20 protein-coding genes and 1 riboswitch are annotated in these 24803 nt (G+C 41.7%); of the genes, 16 read left to right on the top strand and 4 right to left on the bottom strand.

Annotated features, from left to right (window positions below):
• Nucleotides 1-6 precede the first annotated feature (6 nt).
• The 3 genes from MHH33_RS14165 (at nucleotide 7) to MHH33_RS14155 (ending at nucleotide 4273) form a co-directional block, all read left to right on the top strand.
• Nucleotides 7-909, top strand: a complete 903-nt coding sequence (locus tag MHH33_RS14165) for an ROK family protein (protein WP_342542087.1) — start codon at nucleotides 7-9, stop codon at nucleotides 907-909.
• Between the two features lie 18 nt (nucleotides 910-927).
• Nucleotides 928-2013: a sn-glycerol-3-phosphate ABC transporter ATP-binding protein UgpC gene (gene ugpC / locus MHH33_RS14160; RefSeq protein WP_342542086.1), complete on the top strand. Its 1086-nt coding sequence runs from the start codon at nucleotides 928-930 to the stop codon at nucleotides 2011-2013.
• 592 nt (nucleotides 2014-2605) lie between these two features.
• Nucleotides 2606-4273 carry an alpha-glucosidase gene (locus MHH33_RS14155; RefSeq protein ID WP_342542085.1) on the top strand — a complete coding sequence of 556 codons (1668 nt, stop codon included), beginning with the start codon at nucleotides 2606-2608 and terminating at the stop codon, nucleotides 4271-4273.
• A gap of 246 nt (nucleotides 4274-4519) precedes the next feature.
• On the opposite strand, the gene MHH33_RS14150 is transcribed toward MHH33_RS14155, so the two are convergent.
• The 4 genes from MHH33_RS14150 to MHH33_RS14135 all read right to left on the bottom strand — a co-directional run bounded on the left by MHH33_RS14150 (nucleotide 4520) and on the right by MHH33_RS14135 (nucleotide 9984).
• On the bottom strand, nucleotides 4520-4738 hold the full coding sequence (locus MHH33_RS14150; RefSeq protein ID WP_016428161.1) for a hypothetical protein: 219 nt from the start codon (nucleotides 4736-4738) through the stop codon (nucleotides 4520-4522).
• 396 nt (nucleotides 4739-5134) lie between these two features.
• Nucleotides 5135-5797, bottom strand: coding sequence for an HAD family phosphatase (locus MHH33_RS14145; RefSeq protein ID WP_016428160.1), 663 nt, complete (start codon nucleotides 5795-5797; stop codon nucleotides 5135-5137).
• Between the two features lie 312 nt (nucleotides 5798-6109).
• Nucleotides 6110-7735 carry a thiamine pyrophosphate-binding protein gene (locus MHH33_RS14140; RefSeq protein ID WP_342542084.1) on the bottom strand — a complete coding sequence of 542 codons (1626 nt, stop codon included), beginning with the start codon at nucleotides 7733-7735 and terminating at the stop codon, nucleotides 6110-6112.
• Nucleotides 7732-9984 (bottom strand): EAL domain-containing protein, encoded by a 2253-nt coding sequence (locus MHH33_RS14135; RefSeq protein WP_016428158.1) that lies wholly within the window; start codon nucleotides 9982-9984, stop codon nucleotides 7732-7734. Before MHH33_RS14135 ends, MHH33_RS14140 begins: the two co-directional genes overlap by 4 nt.
• 307 nt (nucleotides 9985-10291) lie before the next feature.
• Here MHH33_RS14135 and MHH33_RS14130 point away from each other — a divergent pair, with 307 nt between their 5' ends.
• From MHH33_RS14130 to MHH33_RS14070, 13 genes are all read left to right on the top strand, one after another.
• A complete protein-coding gene (locus MHH33_RS14130) occupies nucleotides 10292-11476 on the top strand; it encodes a tetracycline resistance MFS efflux pump (protein WP_016428157.1) in 1185 nt (394 codons plus the stop codon).
• 814 nt (nucleotides 11477-12290) lie between these two features.
• A complete protein-coding gene (locus MHH33_RS14125) occupies nucleotides 12291-12629 on the top strand; it encodes a hypothetical protein (protein WP_342542083.1) in 339 nt (112 codons plus the stop codon).
• 244 nt (nucleotides 12630-12873) lie between these two features.
• Complete coding sequence (locus MHH33_RS14120) at nucleotides 12874-13194, top strand: hypothetical protein (protein ID WP_016428156.1); 321 nt, start codon at nucleotides 12874-12876, stop codon at nucleotides 13192-13194.
• A gap of 162 nt (nucleotides 13195-13356) precedes the next feature.
• Nucleotides 13357-13671, top strand: a complete 315-nt coding sequence (locus MHH33_RS14115) for a hypothetical protein (protein ID WP_016428155.1) — start codon at nucleotides 13357-13359, stop codon at nucleotides 13669-13671.
• A gap of 95 nt (nucleotides 13672-13766) precedes the next feature.
• Entirely contained in the window at nucleotides 13767-14603 is an 837-nt protein-coding gene (locus MHH33_RS14110) for a CPBP family intramembrane glutamic endopeptidase (protein WP_016428154.1), read from the top strand.
• Between the two features lie 151 nt (nucleotides 14604-14754).
• Nucleotides 14755-14967, top strand: coding sequence for a hypothetical protein (locus MHH33_RS14105; RefSeq protein WP_016428153.1), 213 nt, complete (start codon nucleotides 14755-14757; stop codon nucleotides 14965-14967).
• A 238-nt stretch (nucleotides 14968-15205) separates the two neighbouring features.
• Nucleotides 15206-15715, top strand: coding sequence for a DinB family protein (locus MHH33_RS14100; protein ID WP_016427919.1), 510 nt, complete (start codon nucleotides 15206-15208; stop codon nucleotides 15713-15715).
• Nucleotides 15716-15926: 211 nt separating this feature from the next.
• Nucleotides 15927-16058 carry a hypothetical protein gene (locus MHH33_RS14095; RefSeq protein WP_255349282.1) on the top strand — a complete coding sequence of 44 codons (132 nt, stop codon included), beginning with the start codon at nucleotides 15927-15929 and terminating at the stop codon, nucleotides 16056-16058.
• A 437-nt stretch (nucleotides 16059-16495) separates the two neighbouring features.
• Nucleotides 16496-16686, top strand: a riboswitch (cobalamin riboswitch).
• Between the two features lie 184 nt (nucleotides 16687-16870).
• Nucleotides 16871-20476: a DUF4430 domain-containing protein gene (locus MHH33_RS14090; RefSeq protein ID WP_016428149.1), complete on the top strand. Its 3606-nt coding sequence runs from the start codon at nucleotides 16871-16873 to the stop codon at nucleotides 20474-20476.
• 142 nt (nucleotides 20477-20618) lie between these two features.
• Entirely contained in the window at nucleotides 20619-21488 is an 870-nt protein-coding gene (locus MHH33_RS14085; protein ID WP_051123197.1) for a DUF4430 domain-containing protein, read from the top strand.
• 80 nt (nucleotides 21489-21568) lie between these two features.
• Nucleotides 21569-22447, top strand: coding sequence for an energy-coupling factor transporter transmembrane component T (locus MHH33_RS14080; protein ID WP_016428147.1), 879 nt, complete (start codon nucleotides 21569-21571; stop codon nucleotides 22445-22447).
• Nucleotides 22429-24108 carry an energy-coupling factor transporter ATPase gene (locus MHH33_RS14075; protein ID WP_016428146.1) on the top strand — a complete coding sequence of 560 codons (1680 nt, stop codon included), beginning with the start codon at nucleotides 22429-22431 and terminating at the stop codon, nucleotides 24106-24108. Before MHH33_RS14080 ends, MHH33_RS14075 begins: the two co-directional genes overlap by 19 nt.
• Nucleotides 24084-24785 carry an ECF transporter S component gene (locus MHH33_RS14070; protein ID WP_016428145.1) on the top strand — a complete coding sequence of 234 codons (702 nt, stop codon included), beginning with the start codon at nucleotides 24084-24086 and terminating at the stop codon, nucleotides 24783-24785. Before MHH33_RS14075 ends, MHH33_RS14070 begins: the two co-directional genes overlap by 25 nt.
• Nucleotides 24786-24803 lie beyond the last annotated feature (18 nt).

Genomic DNA, 24803 nt, shown 5'->3' with positions numbered 1-24803 from the left:
GAGTAGATGGTAGTCCTTGGTGTGGATATTGGAGGGACGAAGATTCGATTCGGCGTTGTCGATTCGACGGGACAAGTGATTGAAGATCATGTTGTTCCAACTCAGATCCCTTTGTATCCTTATTTAGAAGAAAAAGTAGTCGAATTTTTACAGAACCATCCGCACATCGAGGCGATTGGGATTGGCACGAGAGGCATGGTGGACGCGGAACAAGGCGTGATCACTTTCGAAACCGAGACATTGCCCGGCTGGCAAGGCACAGAAGTGAAAGCGCTTTTACAGAAAGCGACAGGACTTCGAGTCGAGGTCAATAATGATGCGAACTGTGCCGGTCTTGCTGAACATCGACTTGGCGCAGCAAAAGGTTTCCGACGCACGGTTTGTTTAACGGTTGGTACTGGACTGGGTGGCGGTTTTGTCATCGATGGTCACGTTATGAATGGAGCCCACGGCGGTGCGGGGGAAGTCGGTCATATGATTTTATATCCGAATGGTCACGTCTGTGCATGTGGTCGACCGGGTTGCAGTGAACAATATGTTTCAGGGACGGCGCTGCGACGCTTTATTGCTGAACGTAATATTGTGGATAATCAAAATCAGTTAGTGTCACCGAACCGAATGTTTGAACTTGCTGGTGAAGGCCATACGGAAGCATTAGCTATCACGAAAAAATTCACGGGTGATTTGGCTATTGTTATCAGTTCGTTACAGGCAGTCCTTGATATGGATTGTGTTGTAATCGGCGGCGGTGTTTCCGAATCGGCAGATGGATGGTGGTCTCACTTACTGGAGGCACTCGAACCGTTGTTGCTGAAGCCGTTGGAAGTAAGAAGAGCGACGTTTGGCAATGAAGCAGGTATGCTTGGTGCTGCTTTACTGGTATGGTCAGGCGAAGAAGAGAAAAAATAAGTAAAGGACGTGTATGGATTGGCAAAATTAGTGTTGGAAAACATATCAAAAGTTTACGATAACAACGTTACTGCCGTTTCAAATTTTGACTTGCATGTAGAAGAACAAGAATTTATTGTTTTCGTTGGTCCTTCAGGGTGTGGGAAGTCAACCACATTGCGTATGATTGCCGGTCTTGAAGATATTTCGCATGGTAATTTTTATATCGATGGCAAACGCATGAACGATGTTCCGCCAAAAGAGCGTGATATTGCAATGGTTTTCCAAAACTACGCACTTTACCCTCACATGACGGTATTTGAAAATATGGCGTTCGGATTGAAATTGCGTAAGTTCCCGAAAGATGAAATTGCAGAACGTGTAAAAAATGCTGCTGAAATTCTTGGTTTGGAACCTTATTTGGATCGCAAACCAAAAGCACTATCAGGCGGTCAACGTCAGCGCGTGGCACTAGGTCGTGCGATTGTCCGTGATGCCAATCTATTCTTGATGGATGAGCCATTATCGAACCTTGATTCGAAGTTGCGTGTTCAAATGCGTGCTGAAATTGCCAAATTACATTTACGACTGAAGACAACAACTATTTATGTAACACATGATCAAACAGAAGCAATGACAATGGCTTCACGTATTGTCATTATGAAAGACGGGCTCGTTCAGCAAATCGGCACGCCAAAAGAAGTATATGATAAGCCGGATAATGTATTCGTTGGTGGTTTCATCGGTTCACCTTCTATGAATTTCTTCAATGGAAAAGTCGTGAAAGGACATTTTGTGATTGGGGAAACTTCTCTTGAAATTCCAGCTTCACATGCAACTTACTTAAAAGAGCAAGGCTACGAAGGTAAGGAAGTAATCTTAGGAATTCGTCCTGAACATATTTCAAATGAAGCACCTGTTGGATCACCAACTTTGCCTGTAAAAGTGGAAGTATCAGAACTTACTGGGGCGGAATTGATGGTTTACTCGAACATCGACAATCAAGAATTCATCTCACGAATAGATGCTAGCAGCAATGTTCAGCCTGGCGATATAATCAATCTTGCATTCAACTTGGAAAAAGGACACTTCTTTGATAAAGAAAGTGAATTACGCATTAAGTAAAATAAAGTAATTGAATAATATAAAAAGTGTTATTGAATGAAGAAACGTCATGTGATACGATAAGTTTACCTATTTGTGAAAACGTTTGCACAGATTCCTGGAAAGTTTATGCAAGCGTTTTCATATTTTAAGAAATGTTCTATTTGCTGGGACAATGAACTTTATATGTTTCGTTGTTTTCATATGGATGATGACAATGATATTTTAGAGCGTTTGGATTTCGTTCCAATATTTTTTTCAATACCCTCATGATTATGACCCCGAGCGTAATCATTCTTATCATCATTATCTCTTCGATGGCAGCATACATACTTTCTCGTAAGAAAAGTATATGGTATCCGTTCCAATGAATCATGATTCCATTGTTCTTCGTATTTTGGAAATTCAATATCAACATCGATGGGGCAAAGTTGAGACCCCTTACAGAATGATTAATACATATGAAATTGTTACAAATAGTCTTAATAAGTTTTCGACCGAGAGGGATCTTAGGAGAAGCGGCTGGTGATGTGAAGTAAAACAGGTAAGTTGAAAAAAGTTAAATGAAAAATGAAATGTGCAGTTATCTTGAAAGACTGAAGGAGGTAAAGATTTGACTAGAAACTGGTGGAAAGAAGCAATTGTTTATCAAGTGTATCCTCGTAGTTTTATGGATTCAAATGGAGATGGCATTGGCGATCTTCAAGGAATCATTTCAAAATTGGATTATCTGAAAGATTTAGGCATTGATGTTATCTGGATCTGTCCGATGTACAAATCACCAAATGATGACAATGGCTATGACATAAGCGATTATCAGGACATCATGGATGAGTTTGGCACGATGGCCGATTTCACTCAATTGTTGTCAGAAGTTCACGCACGTGGGATGAAGCTGATTATTGATTTGGTTATTAATCATACGAGTGATGAGCATCAATGGTTTATCGAGTCCAAATCGTCAAAAGACAATCCGAAACGTGATTGGTACGTATGGCGTGACGGCAAAGATGGCAAAGAGCCGAACAACTGGGAAAGTATTTTCAACGGTTCAACATGGGAATTGGATGAAGAAAGTGGGCAATATTATTTACACATCTTCTCGACAAAACAACCTGACCTGAACTGGGAAAATGGTGACGTGCGAACAGCCCTTTATGACATGATTAATTGGTGGCTGGATCAAGGCATTGATGGTTTCCGAGTGGATGCAATCAGCCATATTAAAAAAGACCAAACGTTTTCAGATATGGAAAACGTTACGGATCAACCATATATTCACGCATGGGAAAAATATATGAACGTCGAGGGAATCCAACCATTCCTTGAAGAACTCAAGCAAGAGACGTTTTCAAAATATGATATCATGACTGTTGGCGAAGCAAACGGTGTCAGTCTCGACGAAATCGATCAATGGGTTGGAGAAGAGAACGGTAAGTTCAATATGGTGTTCCAATTCGATCACTTGGGATTATGGGATGCTGAAGGTAAGAAAACACTGGATATCCAAGGTCTTAAAGAAGTGTTGACGCGTTGGCAGAAGGGGCTTGAGAACAATGGCTGGAACGCATTGTTCATCGAAAATCATGACAAAGCCCGCATCGTCTCCACATGGGGGAACGACAAAGAGTACTGGTACGAAAGTGCAACATCTATCGCAGCTATGTATTTCTTCATGCAAGGAACGCCATTCATTTATCAAGGTCAGGAAATCGGCATGACCAATGTACAGTTCGCATCGATTGAAGATTATAATGATGTGGCCATCAAAGGGATGTACGCTTCTAAGATAAGTGAAGGCAAGACGCATGAAGAAATCATGGACATCATTTGGTCATCAAGCCGTGATAATTCACGTACCCCGATGCAATGGTCGTCTGAACAAAACGCTGGCTTCTCTACAGCATCTCCTTGGATTGGCATCAATCCAAACTATGTTGACATCAACGTTGAAAACCAGTTGAAAGATGAACAGTCCATCTATCATTTTTACAAAAAAATGATTCAACTGAAAAAATCACACGATGTTTTTACGTATGGCACGTACGATTTATTGCTGCCTGATTATGAATACGTATATGCTTATTCGCGTACTTTGGGTGACGAACAAGTAGTTGTCATTTCCAATTTGGGAGCAAATACCGTGTCCATTGAAAAAATGGCGGAGTCCGCATTTAATTTCGATAACTTATTATTGGCGAACAAAGACGTGCAACCTCACGAAGAAATGAATAGTTTCGAGATGGCACCATTTGAAACACGTATATATCAAATGAAATAATTATGAACCTTCCCGATTAGGGAAGGTTTTTTTGTTTTGAGGTGAGAGGTGTCTCAACAAGTGAAGTTGGTGTTGAGATGTGCTTGAGCGATAAATTTTGAGGTAAAAGGTGTCTATGAGATTTTTAAGAAGTCTCGAAAGGAAAGAGAAAGCACCGTCAAAATGAACTGCACCTCCAATTGTTAGACACAACTAACAATTGGAGGTAGTATTTGTTGTCCATATTTATAGTGCACGTAAATATATTTAGCGTTTTTTATTGGTAGGTTCTGCAGGTTTTGGGTCGACTTTATGAACATCTTTTCTCAGCATAAAGTAGGAGATAATGCCTGACACGACGGAACCGCCTGCTGCAATCAAAATACGTGTTGCAAGAGGAACCTCTGAATAATCTGTGCTTAAGTGCCATAACGAAAGAACCGCGACGACTACCATAATCGGAATGATAAATTTAAAACGTTTCATTTATGAATACTTCCTTTTTTCTTTTAAGTGTATCATACGTACCAGTGCACGGGGGTGGCTATTCATTGAACTTTACTAGTGCGAAATCTCAGTTTGAGGAAAAGATGGTGACATCGGAAAAATCATCACTCGCGTCTGAAACACTCTTGAGTAGGCTTCGGGAAAAGAAAAAGCGACTGAAATTATATCTTCAGTCGCTTTTACATTAATTGTGCGGTCCAGCTACAAGTGCCAGCCCGCACCTAAGCTTGGTTCAATCGGATGTTGATCATGAAGGCGTTCCGACACGATGTCGGGCTCTTAGCCTTCCTTCCTAACAACATTTGAAAACAGGTTTTTCGATTCGGCCATTCCAGCGTTGGAGTCGAGCTATAGTGGGCTTCTCCACTTTTCTGTCTACCAAATAATCTCCCATTTGCGTTCTTCAGCTACTGCTTTCAGTCGGGATTCGGGACGGACCGCCACCGGATTTCCAACAAGTTCCAAAACGGTGATGTCTGAAATACTGTCGCCATAAGCTGAACTGTTTTCCCAGTCAATCTCCATGCCTTCAAGTGCTTTCTCTATCATTTCGTTTTTTCGTTCTCCTTGGATATGGTAAATGCCAGTATCTGTATCGATTTTGCCGTTTCGCATTGGAATTTCTGTACCAATGACATCGTGAATAGCAAAGTCACGGGTAACTTCGTTTAGCATGGGAGTGAAAGCACCTGACACGAGAAGGACATGGTCACCTTCGATTAAATGCTTTTGCAAACGATCGACAACATTCCAGTTAAGGTCTTTGTGCATATCACGGGACATATCCTCAAAGTATTTTTCGATTTCACGTTGATACATACCTTTGAATGCGTCTAGATAGAGTTGCATTGATTTGGCTTTCATTTTATTTTCAGGGTATATTTTCATTTTATAGGCAAGGTATGGCTTCATAAGCGCTCGGTAAAATGATTGATATTTTGATGAGTGGACAGGGTGTTTCTTCATATAGTTCATCATTAATGTAAATGTTTCTTGCGGGTACAGTGTACCGTCAAAGTCGAAAATGGCTACGCGCATTGTGATCACTCCTGTTCTGATAATTCTAGTTTATCATGAAATTCTTTGTATTTATGGAATCTTTTATAATTCTAATATAAAGAAAAATACCAGACACCCATTATAGACTTCCGAACATAACCACTGCTAATTAGTCGGAAAATTCTGATTGTTAGTTAGGGAATCTGAAATGTTAGTTGGAAAAAACGCAACTTTTGTTTGAAACGGCATTTTCCAACAAACAACAGCAACCTCTTATCAAAATTAACGTGACACTTCTTTAGTTAACAAAACAAAGCCCCACCAACTCGAAAAAAGTTGGTGGGGTATCTATTAACCGCGTTTCAGAGTAGGTGGGATTTCTTCAGGGTCCACCATTATTTCGATGACGGTTGGCCCTTTGTTAGCATTTGCGAAGGTCAGGGCTTCTTCAACTTGTTGAGCAGTGAAGCAACGGAAAGATGCTGCACCCAGTGATTCGCCGAATAGGCTTAAGTTTGCTGGGTATTCGTAAACCGTTCCGACTGATCGCCCTAAATTATAGCGCATGCCTTTGTCGACCATGTCTAAGCGACCGTTGTTCAGGATGATAAATGGAATTTGCAGGTCATGGCATGCAGCGGCTGATATTTCTGTGCCGTGCATCATCATGCAGCCGTCGCCAGTCAGACAGGCGATGGCTTGGTTGGGATCTGCAAATTTAGCACCGATGGCGTAGCCGATTGCATGTCCCATTGTCCCGAAGACATCATCCATAAAGAATGTACCTTCTTGTTCAATCGTGAAATTCTCGATTGCGTAGAAAGTATGACTTCCATCGTCCCCATACAGTATGGTCTCTGAGGGCAGATGTTTGCGCATCAATTGGACAGCAGTAACTGCTGACAATCTTTCGGTAGTTGAAGGAAGAATGTCAACTTCAATTGCTTCTTTCTCAGCGAAAGTTGTTGCCGCAATTTCACGAAATGCCGGGTCAAGAATGGCATGTAGATTCGTTTTTGCATCCCCAATGACAGGCAGGGTAGGAACAGGTAGTGACCGGCCGATAAATGTCGCTTCAATATCAAATTGAATGATTTGTTCAGGCGCCATGTCCAGAGTGAAACCGGCTAACGTCATATCCGTCAGTTTCGTTCCGATGACAATTAACAAGTCAACGCCTTCATTTAAATAATCAGTCGCAGCTTGCGTTCCCCCCAATCCGAAAGGACCGAGGTAACCCGGATGGTCAGTGCGAATTGTTCCTTTTCCGCCCGGTGTAGTGATGACGGGCACATTGTATTGAAGTGAAAGTTGGCTAACTTCGTCATAAGCCTGTGAAATATGCACACCTTTCCCTAGGAACAGGAGAGGTCTTTTCGCTTGCTCCAGCAAGGATTTCACTTCTCCCATGTATGGCGAGACCGCCGGTTCCAAGGCCGGAAGCGATAATGTAAAGGGCTCGATTTCTTCCATCAACACGTCAGCAGGGATGGAAAGATGAACAGGACCTTTTGTTCCAGTCAGTGCTTTTTGAAGTGCATGCTGGAAGTATACTTGGAACTGATCAGCTCGTTCGACTCTTGCGCTGAAAAGAGTAACTGGTTCAAACATTTTTACAAGATCTGTCCCGAAAATACTGGAATCCTGACCCATGGCACGTCCTGAATCTTTGACTGAAGGATGTCCAGTAATGAAAAGTACCGGCAGGTGGAAGGCTTTTGCTTGTCCAGCAGCAGTCAGCAAGTTCGTGCCACCTGGTCCTGAAGTTCCGACCGCGACCCCAAGCGTATTGTTCTGGCGTGCATAACCTGCAGCCATGAAGCCAGCGCCAGATTCGTGTCTGCTTAATACGAATTCAAGTTCGTTCTTTTCCATTGCAAGGAGAAGAGGAACAACCGCTTTACCGGGAATACCGAATGCGTGAGTTACTTGAAATGATTTTAAGTGTTCGACCAATAATGATGCAATTGATTTCATGGATGAATGACACCTCTAGATGAATTAAATTCATATTTTTTTTCGAGATCGGTAGCTGATAACGGTTTGCTGTAATAGTAGCCTTGTATTTCGTCACATTGTAATTTTTCAAGGAAATGAAGCTGTTCTTTTGTTTCTACGCCTTCTGCAATGACTTTTAGATTCAGCGCATGTGCGATGGAAATGATGGTGCTAACGATTTGGCCATCTTTCGGTCCATTCAGCATGTCACGAATGAAACTTCGATCAATTTTCAGACGATGAATATGGAAGTTCTTCAAGTAGTTAAGTGAACTGTAGCCTGTACCAAAGTCATCCATGGCTATCTGGATACCAAGCTCATGCAATTCTTCCAAGATTGATGTGGAACGAATAACATCCATTGTCATAGATTCCGTGATTTCCAGTTCCAAACCATGTGGTGCAAGCCCAGTTTCTTGCAATACTTGTTTGACTTTATCCACAAGACGTTGCTTTAAAAATTCCTGAGGAGACAAGTTGATGGATAGTTTCAATGACGTCATGCCTTGATCGTGCCACTTTTTCATTTGACGGCAGCCGTGATTGAGTACCCATTCACCAAGATGTACCATCAATCCCATTTCTTCAGCTAGTGGAATGAAATCAGCTGGAGGAATAAGTCCGAGTTCAGGATGATTCCAGCGTAATAAGGCTTCAACTCCCACAATTTGCTTAGTGTGCAAATCAATCTGCGGTTGGTAATGCAGGATAAGATCGTTATTTTTTATGGCTAATTCGAGCTCCGATTCGAGCGTCAGTTTCTTGAGAGATTCCTCGTTCATATCCGAATTGTATATGCAGTAACCGTTTTTCCCTTGATCTTTTGCACGGTACATAGCAGTATCTGCATGTAGGAATAGGGTATTGATATCTGACCCGTCATTTGGATAGAGGGCGATACCGATACTCGTGCTAACATGAAACTCCAGGTTTTGAAGGAAAAATGGTTTCCGAACGACTTCAATAATATCGTCGGCAATTTTTTTTATTTCATCAACTGAATTGAAATCTGTCAAAGCGATGGTAAACTCATCGCCACCCATTCGAAACAGCTTTCCTTTGTCGAGTAAATAATGATTTAATCTTTGAGCGATTTCAACAAGTAACGTATCACCTTTTGCATGACCCAATGTATCATTGATTAATTTAAAACGATCAAGATCTAGCAGGAAAACCGCCAATGAAATATTTTTCCCATCGGATGAATCCAGAATGCCATTTATATAGTTATGGAAATAGCGTCTATTAGGCAATGTTGTTAAATCATCATGATGTGCGTGATGTTGCATGATCAATTGGTTTTCATAGCGTTCCGTTATGTCCCGGAAACTGCAGACTGTCCCGATGAAATATTGATTCACACTGTAAATTGGACGGCCGTCAAATAGACATATGGTTTCTTTTGACGAATCCGGTTTTTGGAATTTCACTTCGATATCGGAGAAGCTTTCTTTCGTTTGGATGATTTGATCTATCCAATCCTTAAGAATAGCCAGCTCAGACGCAGGCTTTTTAATCACATCTTGGCGTTTCAATCCTGTCAGTTTTTCTGCATATGGATTAAATTCCATAATACGACCATAATGATCCGTCAAAATCATGGCAGTATGTGAGGATTCCGTTAACACTTGGTTCAGCACATTCAAATCTTTGTTTTGTTCTTGCAATTGGATTTCACGTTCGATACTCGTTCCGACAATCGAAAGCAAGGAAAGGAGTAGAGGGTCTTCAAAATTCAAAGCGGTCATAATGGAAACTGTTCCAAGAGTGCCGTTCGTACGATGATCTGTAACTGGCACGGAATAACAAGCCGACTGATAGAGGAAATCATGATAATGTTGAGAGCCTACTACTTCCACCGGTTGATTGTGGTTCAGTGCAAGACTGATACAATTCGTTCCATTGTATTTCTCCGTAAACTGAACGCCTGTTCTGAAGCCAAGTTGTTGAATGACATCTTTAATCGTATTGTCACCTTCCATATAGGTAACGATGCCCTGATTATCGGTAACAACAATCAAAAGTGGAGTTCCTTTTACCATCTTCAAAAATTCTGGAATAAAAAATTCCACCACTTTCAAGACTTCTTTATTTTCTTTTTGAATTTGTTGTAGTTGTTCATGGCCAATTTCAAAAGGGTCGGGAATAATCGTCGGATCCAATCCCCATTCTTCACATCGCATTTTCGACTGTTCAATTAGCTGTAAATTTAATTGTTGTGCTTGCATTCAAATCCCCCCTTTATAATAAGGTTTTTGCAAAGTGTCTTAAGTAAATAATTCAAGGTTTTACAATATATAACAATATTTTTGTATTATAGTAGCTAGTACTCCTTTTTATTATAGTTGATAAGAAGGATTTTACCTACCAAATAATGAATAAAGTCGAATATAGTCGAAAAAGTTGTTTAATTCGTCACAATCGTACCCAACATAAAAAAAGATTACATTTCAAGTAAATGAACCGAAAGAGTTGACGTTTGACTGGTAGGTAGGGTTAGATAGGAAAGTATGTTAAATGAGATGAGGAATAGTTATGATGCAAGATCAACGAAAGAAAATAATTGTTTTAATGATAAATATGTTTATCGCAATAGGGAGTTTTGGCATAATCATTCCGATACTGCCAGCCTATCTAATGTCGATTGGTGAAGGGGGCATGGCGGCAGGTCTTATGATTGCCATCTTTGCGGGGGCACAGTTCGTCATGTCACCGATTGCCGGTAAGTGGGCAGATCAAGTTGGTCGACGGAAGATGATTATTGCAGGTCTAAGCGGATTAACGCTTTCCATGTTTGTGTTTTATTTCTCGGATTCAATATGGGTGCTGTATACATCGCGAGTGATAGGCGGTATCGGAGCAGCCTTATTAATTCCTGCGATTTTCGCTTATGTAGCAGATATTACGACTATGGATCAGCGTGCAAAAGGGAATAGTTACATTTCCGCAGCGATGTCACTCGGAATTGTCATTGGACCTGGAATCGGAGGGTTTTTGGCGGATTATGACTTGAAGCTTCCATTACTCGTTTCCGCATTGGTATCGTTGTTGTCTGTGATATTCTCAATAATTGTATTGAAGGAAAGCAGGGAAACTGGAGATGTTTTAGGCGCAGTTAAACAGGAATCAATGGTGAAAAAACTTGCACAGTCTGTACAAAAGCCTTATTTTATCCCACTTGTTATTACACTCGTCATGAGTTTTGGGTTGATGGCATATGAATCGGTATTAGGTCTGTTTGTGGATAATCAATTTGGCGCAACACCGAAACAGATTGCAGTGATGGTGACGTCAACAGGGATTGTCAGCGTTGTGATGCAATTATTGGTGGTGGATCGTCTCGTTCGAAGGTATGGTGAAGGAATCATTTTGAATTTCTTTATCGCCCTGACAGCTTTATGTTTCTTCTTATCTTTATTTGCCTCCACCTATGTGCTGTTCTTTATGATTACGTTAGTGGTGTTCCTTGCAACTTCTATTTTGAGACCAGTGCTGAATACGCTGATCTCAAAGCTAGCAGGTAATGAACAAGGCTTCGCGATGGGGATGAATAACGCCTATATGAGTATTGGTAACGTAGTTGGACCGCTACTTGCTGGTGTTTTATATGACGTGAATATTATATATCCTTTCTTGCTAGGATTCGTCGTACTAGGGATTACAATCTTGGTAAGTGTCGTGTGGCAGAGGAATCAGAAATCAATCCAATTTGTGAAGTGAATTTATTGCGTTCGATAGGTTAGTTCGACAATATGAACGTAGGGTGTCACAATCAGAAAAGGCTTTTGGCCAGTTTAGCTGGGAGCTATTAAATAAAAATGAATAGTAATTAACAGGTGAAACCTCGTATTTTGATCAAACAAAATACGAGGTTTTTATTCTATTGTAGTTTTGAAATAAAGTTGCGATGATCCGAGTAGGAATAACGCTCTTTTTTTAACTTATTGAACTCACATGAAAATTAAAAAACGCTCAAAATCAATAATAGTGCATATCAAAAGGACCCCGAAAAAAGCTGAGCCTTAAGAGAAATTATTTGGAGTTGGTAAGTAAATCGAGAAGTATCTCCAATCTACTAAGAATAAAGGCAAGTCTGGTGCAGTAACTAAAGTAGGATAAATATCCCGTAAGTGCTACTCATATTGGGGCGACAGTTTTGTGATGCACCGTGGTCGTTGGAGTCAGACTAACGGTTGGGCTCTATGGCACCATAGTTCATCGACCTTCTTCGTCATCCGTAGTGATTTATACCCATTAAGAACAAATTTTCATCCTTTGTGGTGCAGTGATTATTCGCTGCATGGGTGGCTTAGAGGTCAGTTTACTAAAAGAAATTATTTTGATTTATGGAATTATCTGTTAAAATTAATTGGACTGTTATCTTAATACTGGGCGTAAATGGGGAATTTAAAAGGAGGAGAAGAAAATTAACGAAACCTTTTATCTCAAACTAAATGGATATTTACTGCTCACAATCATACCATTATCCGCTCTTGGATATTATTTTGCCGTCCACAAAGAATCATTGTTCTACTTGTATGAATGGCTGCTTGTTGCAATTGTATTAATTTCAGTACTTTTCTCAATTAAAAATATAGTATCCATCAAAAGTAGACTAAAGTGGGTTGCTATTTCTATATTAGCCTTTTTAATTCAATTTGCGGTACTTGGATTATTTTTGGGACCACTAACTCACTATCTTATGATTTATCTTTTTTATGTTGTTGCAATCCTTTCTTTTGCTATTTTTATAATAACAATTAGAAAAAACGAAACCTTAAGAATTATCCCGTTAAGCTTCACTATATTAACAGGATTCTTCACGTTATATATGGTATTTCTAAATGCTTTATGGGGAAATAATTTAAGTTAAAACAACTTTATATTTTTCTTGCAGAACCACTATATAAACTAAATTGATGACTTTACACTTCAACTATTTAACTGGTGCTTTAGTTAAAGATCATCGGGCTGATTATTCAGCCCTTTTTCTTATTGAACTAACGGGGCAGTCTAGTTGAATAACTGCTCGAGGAATTATGAAAATAATGAGTAGGGTTATCATTGTGGAACTTGGTAATATGTGTAAACGTCAAATTTGAAAAGGAGCTGAATTAATGTTAGTAGATGTTTTTTATTATCTTAAATTTTCAATTGGTGTTTTTATTTTTAGTTTGTTAGTTACATTAATTTTAATATTATTGAAAAAGTCCGTTATAAGTGGATATTCAGTCAGTATGTTGGTATTTGTTTCTTGTATCGTATCGGGAGTAAATATGTTTATTTCGGGATATATAGCGGATGAAGTTCCATCTGGAGGAGACCCAATTATCTTCTATATGTTTTTAGTTGTTCTATTATTAAGTGTAGTAAATATGATTTTAGTTTTAATAAACACGAAGGAAAAGTTTGGGGAACAAAATATAGTAAATAATTAACGAAGTTTGTGAAAAATTGTACTTAAACTAACGGATGCTTTACTTCAATAAGGGGTGAAGCCTTTTTTCTTATTGAACTAAAGGGGCAGGTTAGTTGAAGAGTGTGGTATAACTTTTGTTCAACAATTGGGACATTTTGTGGAGAAGGGAGATGGGAGAACTATGGAAAAAGTATTAAGAAAATCAGGTCTGTATGGGTTAGTGTTCGGATTGGCTGTTTCCATTCTATTTGTTAGTTACAAAGAAATTCAAGAGGTAGATAACGGTGGTCAACTAATTACGTATAAACCGTTTCTTGATTATTTTATAGCGATTTTACGTTTTGGAATTATAGGAATGTTTTTGGGTGTGTTTATTGGTTGGAAGGATTATGAAAAGAAACATAAGACACAGCAACAAGGAAAAACATATTACATCCTTGCCTTTTTTGTTGTATTCCTCATTTCAAGCATTTTAATGTTGATATTAAATTGGTGAAATAGTATTCCGTTTTCATCTTCAACTAACGGGGCAGGTTAGTTCAATAAGAGATAAGATTTTTTGTGGTAAAATTTAGTGGGGGAGATTTGTAAATGGATGTAGACAATTATCGGAAATTTAATATTACGTCATTTGTTCTTTTTTATATGTCTATAGTGATTTCGGGAATAATTTTTTTTGGTTTTATGTTAAAGAATTATCCAAACGGAACACTTGTGTTAGTTTTAAAAATAGCCATCTTGATTTATTTCATCTACCAAATTAAAAAGTATAGAATTGAATTTAATAATGTTTCTCTTAAAAAGAGTATGTCAGGTATCAAATGGGCAAAATATGTCTCTTTGAGTATCATTTTAAAAATTAATTTTACTTTCATAGCAGCAATTAGTTTTACGCTGTTCGTTATTCTATTCCCATCACTTTTTGATTATTTTATTAACTTTCTTTCTGAACAAAATATTGAACCCGTATCTAGGAGTGCATTAAGTTTAATAATACCTATAATCTCTACAGCGATATTAACTCCAATATGGGAAGAGCTGTTTTTTAGAGGTATAGTGCTAAGAAAGTTAACAAAAAGATTTAAGCCTATTACTGCAATATTAATTTCTTCTCTTATTTTCGCCATAGTACATAGTGGTTTCATTGGAATAGCTCATGCATTTCTTATGGGATGTATGTTAGCTTATTTTTATCTATTGAAACAAAACATTTGGATACCAATTATTTTACATGCAGTAATAAACCTTGTAGCTATTCTTTTGAGTACATTCGATTCTCCAAATTTGACTGATTTAGCCATGCCCTCGAGAGAACAATTGATAGGGGAATTAGCATTGTACGGACCGATTACATTTGCTATTACATTTTTCCTTCTACTAATATTTATTAGAGGTTGGAAGCAAGTTAAGCTTTTGGTTATTGAATAAGACGGATATTTTCTTATTCAACTAAAGGGTGCTTTTGTAAAAATCTTTGGGCTGCTTTGGTAGCCCTTTTTTCTTTTTCATCTAACGGGGCATGTTAGCTAAAGAAAACTTTTATCTTATCCTAAAATAAATATTAAAAGAGGCGTTTGAAGTGGTTAACATTTTTGTAGTTGTTTGGGTTGTAATAACATCACCCATTCTTTTATCTGTCGTTTTTAGAATTTTCAAACCGATTGTAAATGCTGATTCTACTGGTATAAGTATGATAATTATTGTTTTATTAGTTGGTGTCTTGGATGCTTATATTGGAGTTAAATTAATTGAAAAGAAAATCCAACCTTGGCTAGAAAAGCGAAAGAGATAAACATTTTCCTTATTCAACTAACGGGTGCTTTAGTTAAAGATCGTGGAGTTGCTTTGGCAGCTCTTTTTTCTTATTGAACTAACGGGGCAGGTTAGTGGAATAAAAAGTGAATTAATCCATTATTATCTGTATTATGTTAACTGCATAAATCAGTTGTACAGATAATGAAGGAAATATCTTCTTACTGTCGAATATTTGCCTAGAACCATAATTAACTATTCCGATGAGGAGGATTCTTGTGCGTCCACGACCATTATTTATTGAAAATCCAGAGCATGCTAGGTTTGTTAGTCTTGTGCCAGATGGAGATATTGAAGAAATACTTAGTAAGCAACGAACTAAGACCATTACCCTCTTAAGCAGCGTATCAGAGGAGGCAGCAAGGAAGTCGTACGCTCCAGGGAAATGGACTTTAAAAGAAGTGATTGGGCATATGACCGACTCGGAACGTGTGATGTCGTATCGAATGCTTGCCATTGCACGAAATGAAAGTGCACCACTCCCAGCAATGGATCAGGATCAATACGTTGCTGCGGCAAACTTCAACAAATTATCCTGGGAGCAGTTACTAGCTGGTTTTGACACAGTACGCTCCAACACGTTAAGCCTTATTTCAACCATTGATGATGCAGCGTGGGTTCGTAATGGAACTGTAATGAACAGCCCAGTTTCGATAGGTACCATTGCATATGGTATTGCCGGGCACGAGTTACACCATATGAAAGTGATTAGTGATAAATACTTATAAGTCTTTTTCTATTAATGAAAAAACCTAATTTTTCAGCATTAAATGAGAAATTAGGTTTTTTAATATTGAAACTTCCTTAACGTTGTAAATCTGCATTTTCCTGACGCTACCCCTTATAGCGAATTTACTATAGTTTCATTCAGAACTAAGGAGATAATTTATGTTGGATTTAGAAAAACAAAAGAAAAAATCATTGCCTTAGATGAGTCAGATGCTAAAAAGCATTGAAATGATGACCGCCGCATATTTGGAAATGGCAAAAGACGGAAAAGATGACTTTACAAGCGATAAATATGTAGATGTACTAAAAGAGATGTATAAGAAAAAACATCAAGAGAATTAAATAAAACTTCTTATTCAACTAACGGGTGCTTTAGTTGAAGATCCTCGTGCTGCTTAGGCAGCTTTTTCTTATTGAACAAACGAGGCAGGTTAGTTCAATAAGAGGATTAATTTACCAAATGAATAAGAAGCATTTTGAACTAATGGTACTACCAACGCATAGCAGGATATTTTAGGAAAAGAACATTTGATTGTTGAAATCATTGACTCAGATGAAGTAGGTGGGCTAAAGGTCTATTTATCGAAAAGTTATATATTGGAATTATTCCCAGACACTTCAGAAGAGGATGATGAGTCCTGGAGACTTTTTAATCGTAGGAGCGATAACCCCCACTTTATCTCTATATAAAAAATCATCCGTTTTTTGTAGGCAAACTTTACCAATTCAATTATTGTAATTCTATTTCCATTAAACTATAATGAAAGCGATTTAATAATTGAATAGTTATATATTTTGGTTCTTTACTTGCGGGTAAAGATTAAAAAGGAACCAGGTTAAAATCCTGGACGGTCCGGCCACTGTAATTGAGGGAGTGACTTCCATGAGCCACTAGTTGAAAAACTGGGAAGGCGGAAGAAACGTACCAACCTCATAAGTCAGGAGACTTGCCTAAATATAGATGTAGAATACCTTCCGGGAAAAGGTTGCATTGTGGATCATTGAATTTCTTTTTGAATTTGTGAGAATACAAAGGCTCTTACCTTTCTTCCGGGGGTAAGCGCTTTTTTTGTTTGATTTCGAAAAAGGGAGGATTTCACGGAACCGCAACAACACGTTAATCAAAAATTCTATGAGAAATGGAGAATCATCACTTGACTACCTACACACAGAAATTGCGACGCCTTCTTCCTGCATTATTGGCATTGATTATGCTCGGGTCCTTGATTTCACCGATCCAGGCAGGAGCCATAGGGGAAAGCGGAAATGCTTCGCTGCCTCAGGAGACGAGAGGCCAGCTTGCCGAAGGGCAAATTAATACACAAACGCAGTCGACACAAACCGACCGTAGCGCCGAGATAAGAGCAAAAGTGGAACAAGCAATCGAGAAAACGAAAAACTACTACATACAGAACCCCCCTGACTATTCCAAAGGGACTTCACATAGCAATTATTGGCTGATGTCCGCTTTATGGGGTGCAGGGACGGACTTGGAAAACGACGTTCCATGGAAAGAAAATGCTTCCCCATGGAATCCAGCGTCTTATTGGACCGTCGGCAAGGAAAAGGTGACTACTTCCTCGAACGAGGATGCAGGAATTGTTATCGGTTCCATCGTTTTGGGCAAAAACCCATATAAATTCGGGACACGGGACATAGTGCATGATTTAGTTGCGAAGCAGAAAGAGAACGGATCTTTCTTTACTATTTGGGGAGAGCCTTGGGCAATGGTCGCGCTTGATCTGATGGAAGCGGAGTATGACCAGGATAAACATATCCAATATATATTGAGTAAGCAAAATGCCACGACAGGATACTTTGGCGATTCCGATGTGACAGGGTGGATACTGATCGCCCTAGCCCCACATTTGGACCGGCCGGATGTGAAAGCCGCTGTCGACAAGGCGGTCCAAGGGATACATGACAACCGGAACAAAGCCACGGGCGAAGTCATGGGGCAGATGTTCGGGGAAAACTCCAATAGCGTCGCGCCTATCATCAATGGCTTGGCGGCGGTAGGCGAGGACCTCTTCTCGGAAAAGTGGACCATGGAAACGACGCAGCTCGGATCGGTCAACCTGATTGAACGATTTGTGGACCGCTATCAAATGGCTGATGGCAGATTTACTTGGCAGGAGAACACTTTGGGCTCCTGGCAGTTGGCAACCGAGCAAGGATTGCTTGCCATCTCTGATGCCGTTGCAGGAAAGTCGACTTTCGTGCGGCTGAAAGACTACAAGGAGCAAGAACTGGACAAGCAAACGAATGTCTCGGTAAGAGTGGAAGGAATCAACGATACGCTACTCATGAATAAAGATGTCCAAGTGGAGACATTCATGGAAGCCGCCGATGCTTTCGATGCGACGGAGCAGGCGCTTGCCGAAGCAAGCATCCCGTTTGAAGGATCGAGTTCCTATATTGCCAAAATAGGGCCAGAGGAACAAGCGACGTTCGGGGCCTGGGATGGCTGGCAGTATATAGTGAATGATGACTATCCGGGTGTGTCTGTCGGAGAGTACCCGATTGAAGACGGAGATGAAATCGTCTGGTTTTACGGGAACGTGGGGGACATTTACCAAGATATCGATATAGCCGATGAAGTGGAGGAATTGACCCTCCGCCCAAACATTTCAATTGCGCCGAAATTACTTGAAGGCGATGAAATTGAAGTTACGGTGACGGCAGAATACAATGTGTACAACCGTTCCTGGGAACTGGAAAAAGAGAACGAGGTAGCGAAGATCAAGGACGCGGCCATCCACTTCAATGGGGAGACATTCAGAACGGATGCCAACGGAGTCGCACGCATACCTGGTGAAAAAGCAAGGGTCGGGACGTATGAGCTGAAGGTCACGAAAGACATTAACGGTAGTTATCCAAGGCTCCTGCGCCAATCAAGTAAGATCATCATTGAGGAAGACCCCGACAGCGGTGCCATCCCGTCGGACAAAACGGTCACACTGTCCGTCGAGAAGCGCACAATAGGTCTGGGAGATATCATCGTGCCTATGGAAGTGGCACTGCAAAATGGTGATACTGCGTTCACATTATTGAAAAGAGTGGCCGACCAAAAAGGGGTATCCATTGATTATATTGGATCCGGGGCTGGGCTTTACGTTCAGGCGATAGAAAATCTTGGGGAGTTTGACCATGGTTCACAAAGTGGTTGGATGTATTCGGTCAACGGAACCTTCCCGGAATACAGTGCAGGGAACTATGTGTTGAAAGACGGAGATGTTCTCCGCTGGCAATATACGAAGGATCTTGGGCATGATCTAGGACAAGGAAATATTCCGGATAACGGAGGGGGCGGCAGTCCCGGAAACGGCAATAGCAATGGAAACAACCAGATCGAGATACAAAAATCAATTGCCAATGCAGCAAAATGGATCGAAAAAACCCGTGATTTCACTAATTATGATCATTTCATCGATTGGGATGTACTTGGTTTGGCGAGGGCGGCTCAAAAAGTTCCAGCTTCTTACTACGCTGCGTTCGAGAGCTATGTAAAGGCGGAAAAAGGAGAGTTCAGGAAAGTCACCGACTATGAGCGGATGGCGTTGGCCATCACCTCGATCGGGAAAAATCCGAGAAATATCGCGGGATATGACTTCATTGAAAAAATCTACAACAATGAACGCATGACGATGCAAGGGACAAACGGTGTCATTTTCGCTTTGCTTGCCTTGGACTCAAAAAATTACGAAGTTCCTGCGAATGCGGTATGGACGAAAGCAAAGCTGGTGGATTGGCTGCTTGCGGAACAGAACGGCGATGGTGGCTTTCCGCTGACGGATGGAGCTGCAAGTGATATCGACATGACTGCCATGGCGCTGCAAGCTCTAGCGAAATACCAGCAAACGAAAGAAGCAAAGGATGCAACGAATAAAGGATTGGATTGGCTGTCCAAGCAACAACTGGCTGAAGGTGGATTCCAGTCGGCAGGATCAGTCAACAGTGAAAGCGTTTCGCAAGTAATCATTGCGCTGTCAAGTCTTGGGATTGACTTGGAAGACAATCGCTTCAAGAAAGAGAAAGGCGATTTGCTTTCGGCACTTCAAACCTTTGTCAATATGGACGGGGGGATTTCCCATACGAAAGGCGCGGAAAGCAACTACATGGCCACCCAGCAAGGGATGATGGCTTTGGTCGCCTATGACCGTCTCAAAACTGGCAAAACCGGCCTGTATGATATGGGAGACGTAAAGGCATCGGCCCCGAATCTTTCATTCCCGGATGTCAAGAAAGGATCTTTTGGGGAAAAAGAAATACAGGAGCTTGCTGAAAAAGGTGTAATTGCTGGCTTCTTGGATGGGACGTTCAAGCCAAACCTAGAATTGAACCGAGGGGAAGCGGCGATTTTATTTGCCAGAGCACTGGATTTGAAAGCTCCGGAGTCGCCGGCAGGATTCAAGGATGTAGCCAAATCTAGCGTATTCTATGAAGCCGCACATGCTGCGAAAGCGGCAGGCATTTTCAGAGGTCAGGGGATCGGGGAAACTTTCGGTGCTGGTGAAAAACTGAATCGTGAACAAATGGCTTCCGTGCTTGTCCGAGCTTTTGGATTGAAAGCCACAAATGAAAAAGTGAAATTGGCTGATCTGGACAGTGTGTCGGATGCACATCGGAAAGATGCAGAAATTTTATATCAAAATGGTATCACGCTTGGGAATGGGAACGGAAATTTCGATCCTAAAGGGTCTGTCTCCCGCGCGCATTTTGCCGTGTTCCTTTCCCGTTCACTGAACAACAAGAAATAAACAGTGTCGCGTTCATTTTATCAAGTGTTCACATTAAATATCGTATTTCAAGGACGGTCCAGCATTCCTCCACTAAGGTGCTGGATTGTCTGCAATATGGAGGACATTCAATTCAAAGAATGTAAGTAAAGGGGGACTATCGTTGAGGAACCATGTGAAGTTCTTCGGAAATTTGGCCGCCGCTTTTGTATTGGTTCTTTTGCTGGGCGCATGCGGATCGTCACTGCAGAAACCGACAGGGCTGGAAAAACCGCAGAGCAGCCAGGAAACGGATGCAAGCGAGGAGCTGACGGAACAGGAACCCGTAGAAGAGAACGAGGGCATCTCTGAAGAATCAATAACGGATTCCCGCAAGGAAGAGCAAGAAAAAGCAGGAGAAACCAAGGTACGGGTGGAAAATGAGCAGGAAAAAACGGTTGCGTCGGCAAAGAAAGAAGTGCAGCAGCCTACTCATGCAAAGGAGCAGGCTAAAAAGCAGCCAGGACAAGCCGAAAATCATACGTCAGGGCCTTTAGGGGAAGATGGCAAGCAACCTTCAAACGCCACTGCCGGCAATCTCCCAAAAACGGCAGCACCCGTACAGGTCCCTTCCAAGCCACCGGCACCGCCTGTGGAAAGCCCCGCTGAAAAAGAAAAGGAACCTGAAGAGCAAGCATCCACAATCGTCTTCTCAATCGTCATCTCGTCAAGTGAGGTCCCTCTGACTCCTGTAAAAATGGAATTCAAGGAAGGGGATACCGTACTGGACGCATTGATCCAAATCACGAAAAAACATAAAATCCAAATGGATTACCGTGGCGGGAAAGGCGCCAGTGCTTACGTGGAAGGTATCGCCAATGTCTATGAATTTGATCGTGGACAGGGGAGCGGCTGGATGTACCGTGTAAATGGGGTATTTCCGGATCGTGGGGCAGGCACGGTCCCGTTAATGGTGGATGATCATGTCGAATGGCTCTATACGACCAGTCTTGGGGAGGACCTGAAAGCCGACCTGAAACCTTTTCGCCGTTAATTCAGCCAAGCGAAAACCGGCCAGTGCAATGCGGCCGGTTTTCTGCATGAGAAACGTTAAATGAAAGAAGGTGTACAAATATGGAAAGTGGCTTTCGCAGCTGCCACCCATTCGTGGTTTTCTTCTATTATTTATGTGTCGGCTTTCTCGCCATGTATTTCAATCATCCAGCATTTCTGCTTGTGGCGTGCTTGCTGCTGTTTGGGGCCAATCTTGCCCATGGCGGCGGCAAAGCGCTCAGGAAATGGATTCCATCACTCGTCTGGATGAGCGTTGCCATTATTGTCTTGAATCCATTGTTGAATTCGAGGGGTACGCACATTTTCTTCTACTTTCGAGGGAAGCAGGTTACCCTGGAAGCCACGATGTACGGTGTCGTAATGGCGCAGTCGATTGTCATGATCCTGCTGATGTTCATTTCATTCAACATCATTTTGAACGGCAATAAATTTCTGTTCGTTTTTTCTTCATTCTTGCCAAGAACCGCCTTTTTGACCATGCTGGCCATCCGTTTCGTCCCCCTTTTGAAAAGAAGGCTGGATGAAATAAGCGACGTGCAGCGCATCAAAGGGACGACAGCCTCGACAGGAACCGTATGGGAGCGAGTGGGAAATGGGATGACCATGCTGCAGATTTTGTTGACATGGTCCTTGCAAGAATCATTGGACACGGCGGATTCAATGAAGGCGAGGGGATACGGGACGGGCAAGCGGAATCCTTATATTCCCTACAGAATGAACAAACGGGATAAGGGGTGGCTCGTGACAATGACTGCTCTTTTTGCGCTATGTGTAACAGGCGGGATGCTTGGGTACGGCAAAATCATTATCTATCCAGCTCTGGGGACATTGCACCTTTATTTCCTGGATTGGGTCCTGCTTATTTGTATGATGTTATTGGTATCATTTCCATTGCTCGTTGAAGGGAGAGAACAATTGAAGTGGAAATTTTCCGTATAGAAGAAATGACATTCGGCTTTCCCGACATGGAATGGAAAGCGCTGAAGGATATCCATTTAAGTGTGAGGGAAGGGGAATTTGTAGTGCTATGCGGCCCGAGCGGCTGCGGCAAGACGACATTGCTGCGTCTTTTGAAAAAAGAGCTTGCCCCTGCAGGCAGGAGGAAAGGGGAAATCTATTACGAAGGAAAGCGTTTGGAGGACTGGGAAGAAAGGTTATTGATTGAACAAATTGGCCTTGTTTTTCAAGATCCCGACAATCAAATCGTCATGGATGAAGTGATGCAGGAAATTGTGTTCGGCTTGGAAAATCTGGGCTACTCGAATTTCGAAATGCGCAAAAGGGTTGCAGAGATGGTCCATTTTTTTGGAGTGGAAGGATTGCTGAGATTGAAGCCATCGGAACTATCCGGTGGCCAGAAGCAGATGCTGAATTTGCTTTCCGTTCTGTTATTGAAGCCCAAGGTGCTGCTACTGGATGAACCGACTTCCCAGCTTGATCCGATTGCGGCCAAAGAGTTGATTCTCATTCTGGAAAGGTTGAACAAGGAAATGGGCATGACGGTCATTCTTGTCGAACATCGGTTGGAAGAACTGTTCGGGGTTGCGGATCGGGTACTTATGATGGAGGACGGGAAAATCGTTTATGATGGAAACAGCAAAGCGGTCATCACTGAACTATATGCGCGGGGAGACGAACGATTCATCCCTTACGTACCTTCAATATCTAGGCTTTATATGGAAAAAGAAGTTTGGCCAAGACTGGATGGCATACCATTGAACGTGAAGGAAAGCAAAGAGTGGATCCGAACACTGCCGGTATATCCTGCACTTGAAGTTGCGGATGCCGATGCCACTAAGGGAACTGGGAGGCAGCGGGTACTGGAAATGAAGGATGTATATTTCCAATACGAGAAAAAAGGATCGATGATCTTGAAAAGTCTTTCGCTGGATATTTTCAAAGGGGAATTCTTTGCATTGGTCGGAGGGAACGGTTCAGGAAAATCCACTGTTATGAAGGCGTGCATTGGAAGCATCAAGCCGAAACGGGGAACAGTATGCTATGAAGGAATGGAAGTAAGTAAGCTGAAGGGCAGGAAACTGTATGAAAGAATGGCCTACCTTCCCCAAAATCCACGGACCTATTTCGTCCATGATACCATTGTGAAGGAATTGGAAGAAGCGGTCGTGCGACACGATGTGAAAAACGGCACTGCCAAAATGGAGGAATTGATGAAGGCATTCAATATCACACATCTGCGGGATCGCCATCCGTATGATTGCTCAGGCGGAGAAATACAAAGGGCGGCACTTGCCTGCATGCTGATTGGCTCTCCTGATATCCTGTTCATCGATGAACCGACAAAAGGGCTGGATCCCATCTCGAAAAAGCGCTTTTCCGAAGTGCTCTATAGGCTCCATCGTGAAGGATTGACCATCATGATGGTGACGCATGACATCGAGTTCGCTGCCCGGAATGCACAAAGATGCGCTATCATGTTTGATGGGGAAATAACGGTTGCCGGCACGGCGGATCAATTATTCAAAGGGAATTACTTCTACACCACGGCAATCAACCGGGCGACAAGGTCAAGCAATGTATATGAAGCACTTACGTTAGAGGAGGCGATCGAAACATGGCCCGCTCCCACATTTACTTGATGGCCGCTTCTTTTATTGTGCTCACCATGCTCATTGTTTCCATCGTTTATTTCGATTACAATGCCTATCTGCTGCTGAGCCTTGCGATTATCGCGTGTACCATGCTCCCCTTCTTTTCCCGTTTTGAATTCAGGGAATTGGCAGGGCGGGAAATCGTCATTTTGGCGATGCTCGCGGCCATTGCGGCGGTTAGCCGCGTTCCTTTTGCGGGCCTGCCCAGTGTCCAGCCCACCTCATTCGTCATCATGATGGCCGGTCTTGTTTTCGGGGCGGAATCGGGCTTCATCGTAGGGGCTGTCGCAGCGGTCGTTTCCAACATCTTCTTGGGACAAGGACCTTGGACTCCATGGCAAATGTATGCGTGGGGAATGCTTGGGATGAGTGCCGGTCTGTTGCGTAACGTTTGGTGGATGAAGAAAATGTGGGGTAAGTGCATCTTCGGGTTCCTTTGGGGATATTTATTCGGTTGGTTCATGAACATGTGGATCATTGTAAGCAACATGGAGATTTTGACAAGGGAATTTTTTGTCGGTGTCTATGTCTCCAGCATCTATTTCGATTTGGCGCATGGATTATCGAATGTATTTTTCATTTTAGTTTTCGGGGCAAGCTGGACGAAAATCTTGGAACGCTTCAAGAGAAAATACAGTCTGCTAAGTGTGAAAGGCTATGTGTAAGTGAATACATTCTTCTTT

It is taken from the genome of Paenisporosarcina sp. FSL H8-0542, assembly GCF_038632915.1.
GTDB lineage: Bacteria > Bacillota > Bacilli > Bacillales_A > Planococcaceae > Paenisporosarcina.
Note: the sequence above shows the minus strand (reverse complement) of the source record. Positions and strands in the feature narration are given on the sequence as shown.

What these genes read in the sequence shown, in the direction of transcription:
- MHH33_RS14150 (WP_016428161.1), bottom strand. Translation starts at nt 4,738, where the DNA reads ATGAAACGTTTTAAATTTATCATTCCGATTATGGTAGTCGTCGCGGTT.
- MHH33_RS14115 (WP_016428155.1), top strand. Translation starts at nt 13,357, where the DNA reads ATGGAAAAAGTATTAAGAAAATCAGGTCTGTATGGGTTAGTGTTCGGA.
- MHH33_RS14095 (WP_255349282.1), top strand. Translation starts at nt 15,927, where the DNA reads ATGCTAAAAAGCATTGAAATGATGACCGCCGCATATTTGGAAATGGCA.
- MHH33_RS14165 (WP_342542087.1), top strand. Translation starts at nt 7, where the DNA reads ATGGTAGTCCTTGGTGTGGATATTGGAGGGACGAAGATTCGATTCGGC.
- MHH33_RS14080 (WP_016428147.1), top strand. Translation starts at nt 21,569, where the DNA reads ATGGAAAGTGGCTTTCGCAGCTGCCACCCATTCGTGGTTTTCTTCTAT.
- MHH33_RS14135 (WP_016428158.1), bottom strand. Translation starts at nt 9,984, where the DNA reads ATGCAAGCACAACAATTAAATTTACAGCTAATTGAACAGTCGAAAATG.
- MHH33_RS14070 (WP_016428145.1), top strand. Translation starts at nt 24,084, where the DNA reads ATGGCCCGCTCCCACATTTACTTGATGGCCGCTTCTTTTATTGTGCTC.
- MHH33_RS14145 (WP_016428160.1), bottom strand. Translation starts at nt 5,797, where the DNA reads ATGCGCGTAGCCATTTTCGACTTTGACGGTACACTGTACCCGCAAGAA.
- MHH33_RS14140 (WP_342542084.1), bottom strand. Translation starts at nt 7,735, where the DNA reads ATGAAATCAATTGCATCATTATTGGTCGAACACTTAAAATCATTTCAA.
- MHH33_RS14130 (WP_016428157.1), top strand. Translation starts at nt 10,292, where the DNA reads ATGATGCAAGATCAACGAAAGAAAATAATTGTTTTAATGATAAATATG.
- MHH33_RS14120 (WP_016428156.1), top strand. Translation starts at nt 12,874, where the DNA reads ATGTTAGTAGATGTTTTTTATTATCTTAAATTTTCAATTGGTGTTTTT.
- MHH33_RS14110 (WP_016428154.1), top strand. Translation starts at nt 13,767, where the DNA reads ATGGATGTAGACAATTATCGGAAATTTAATATTACGTCATTTGTTCTT.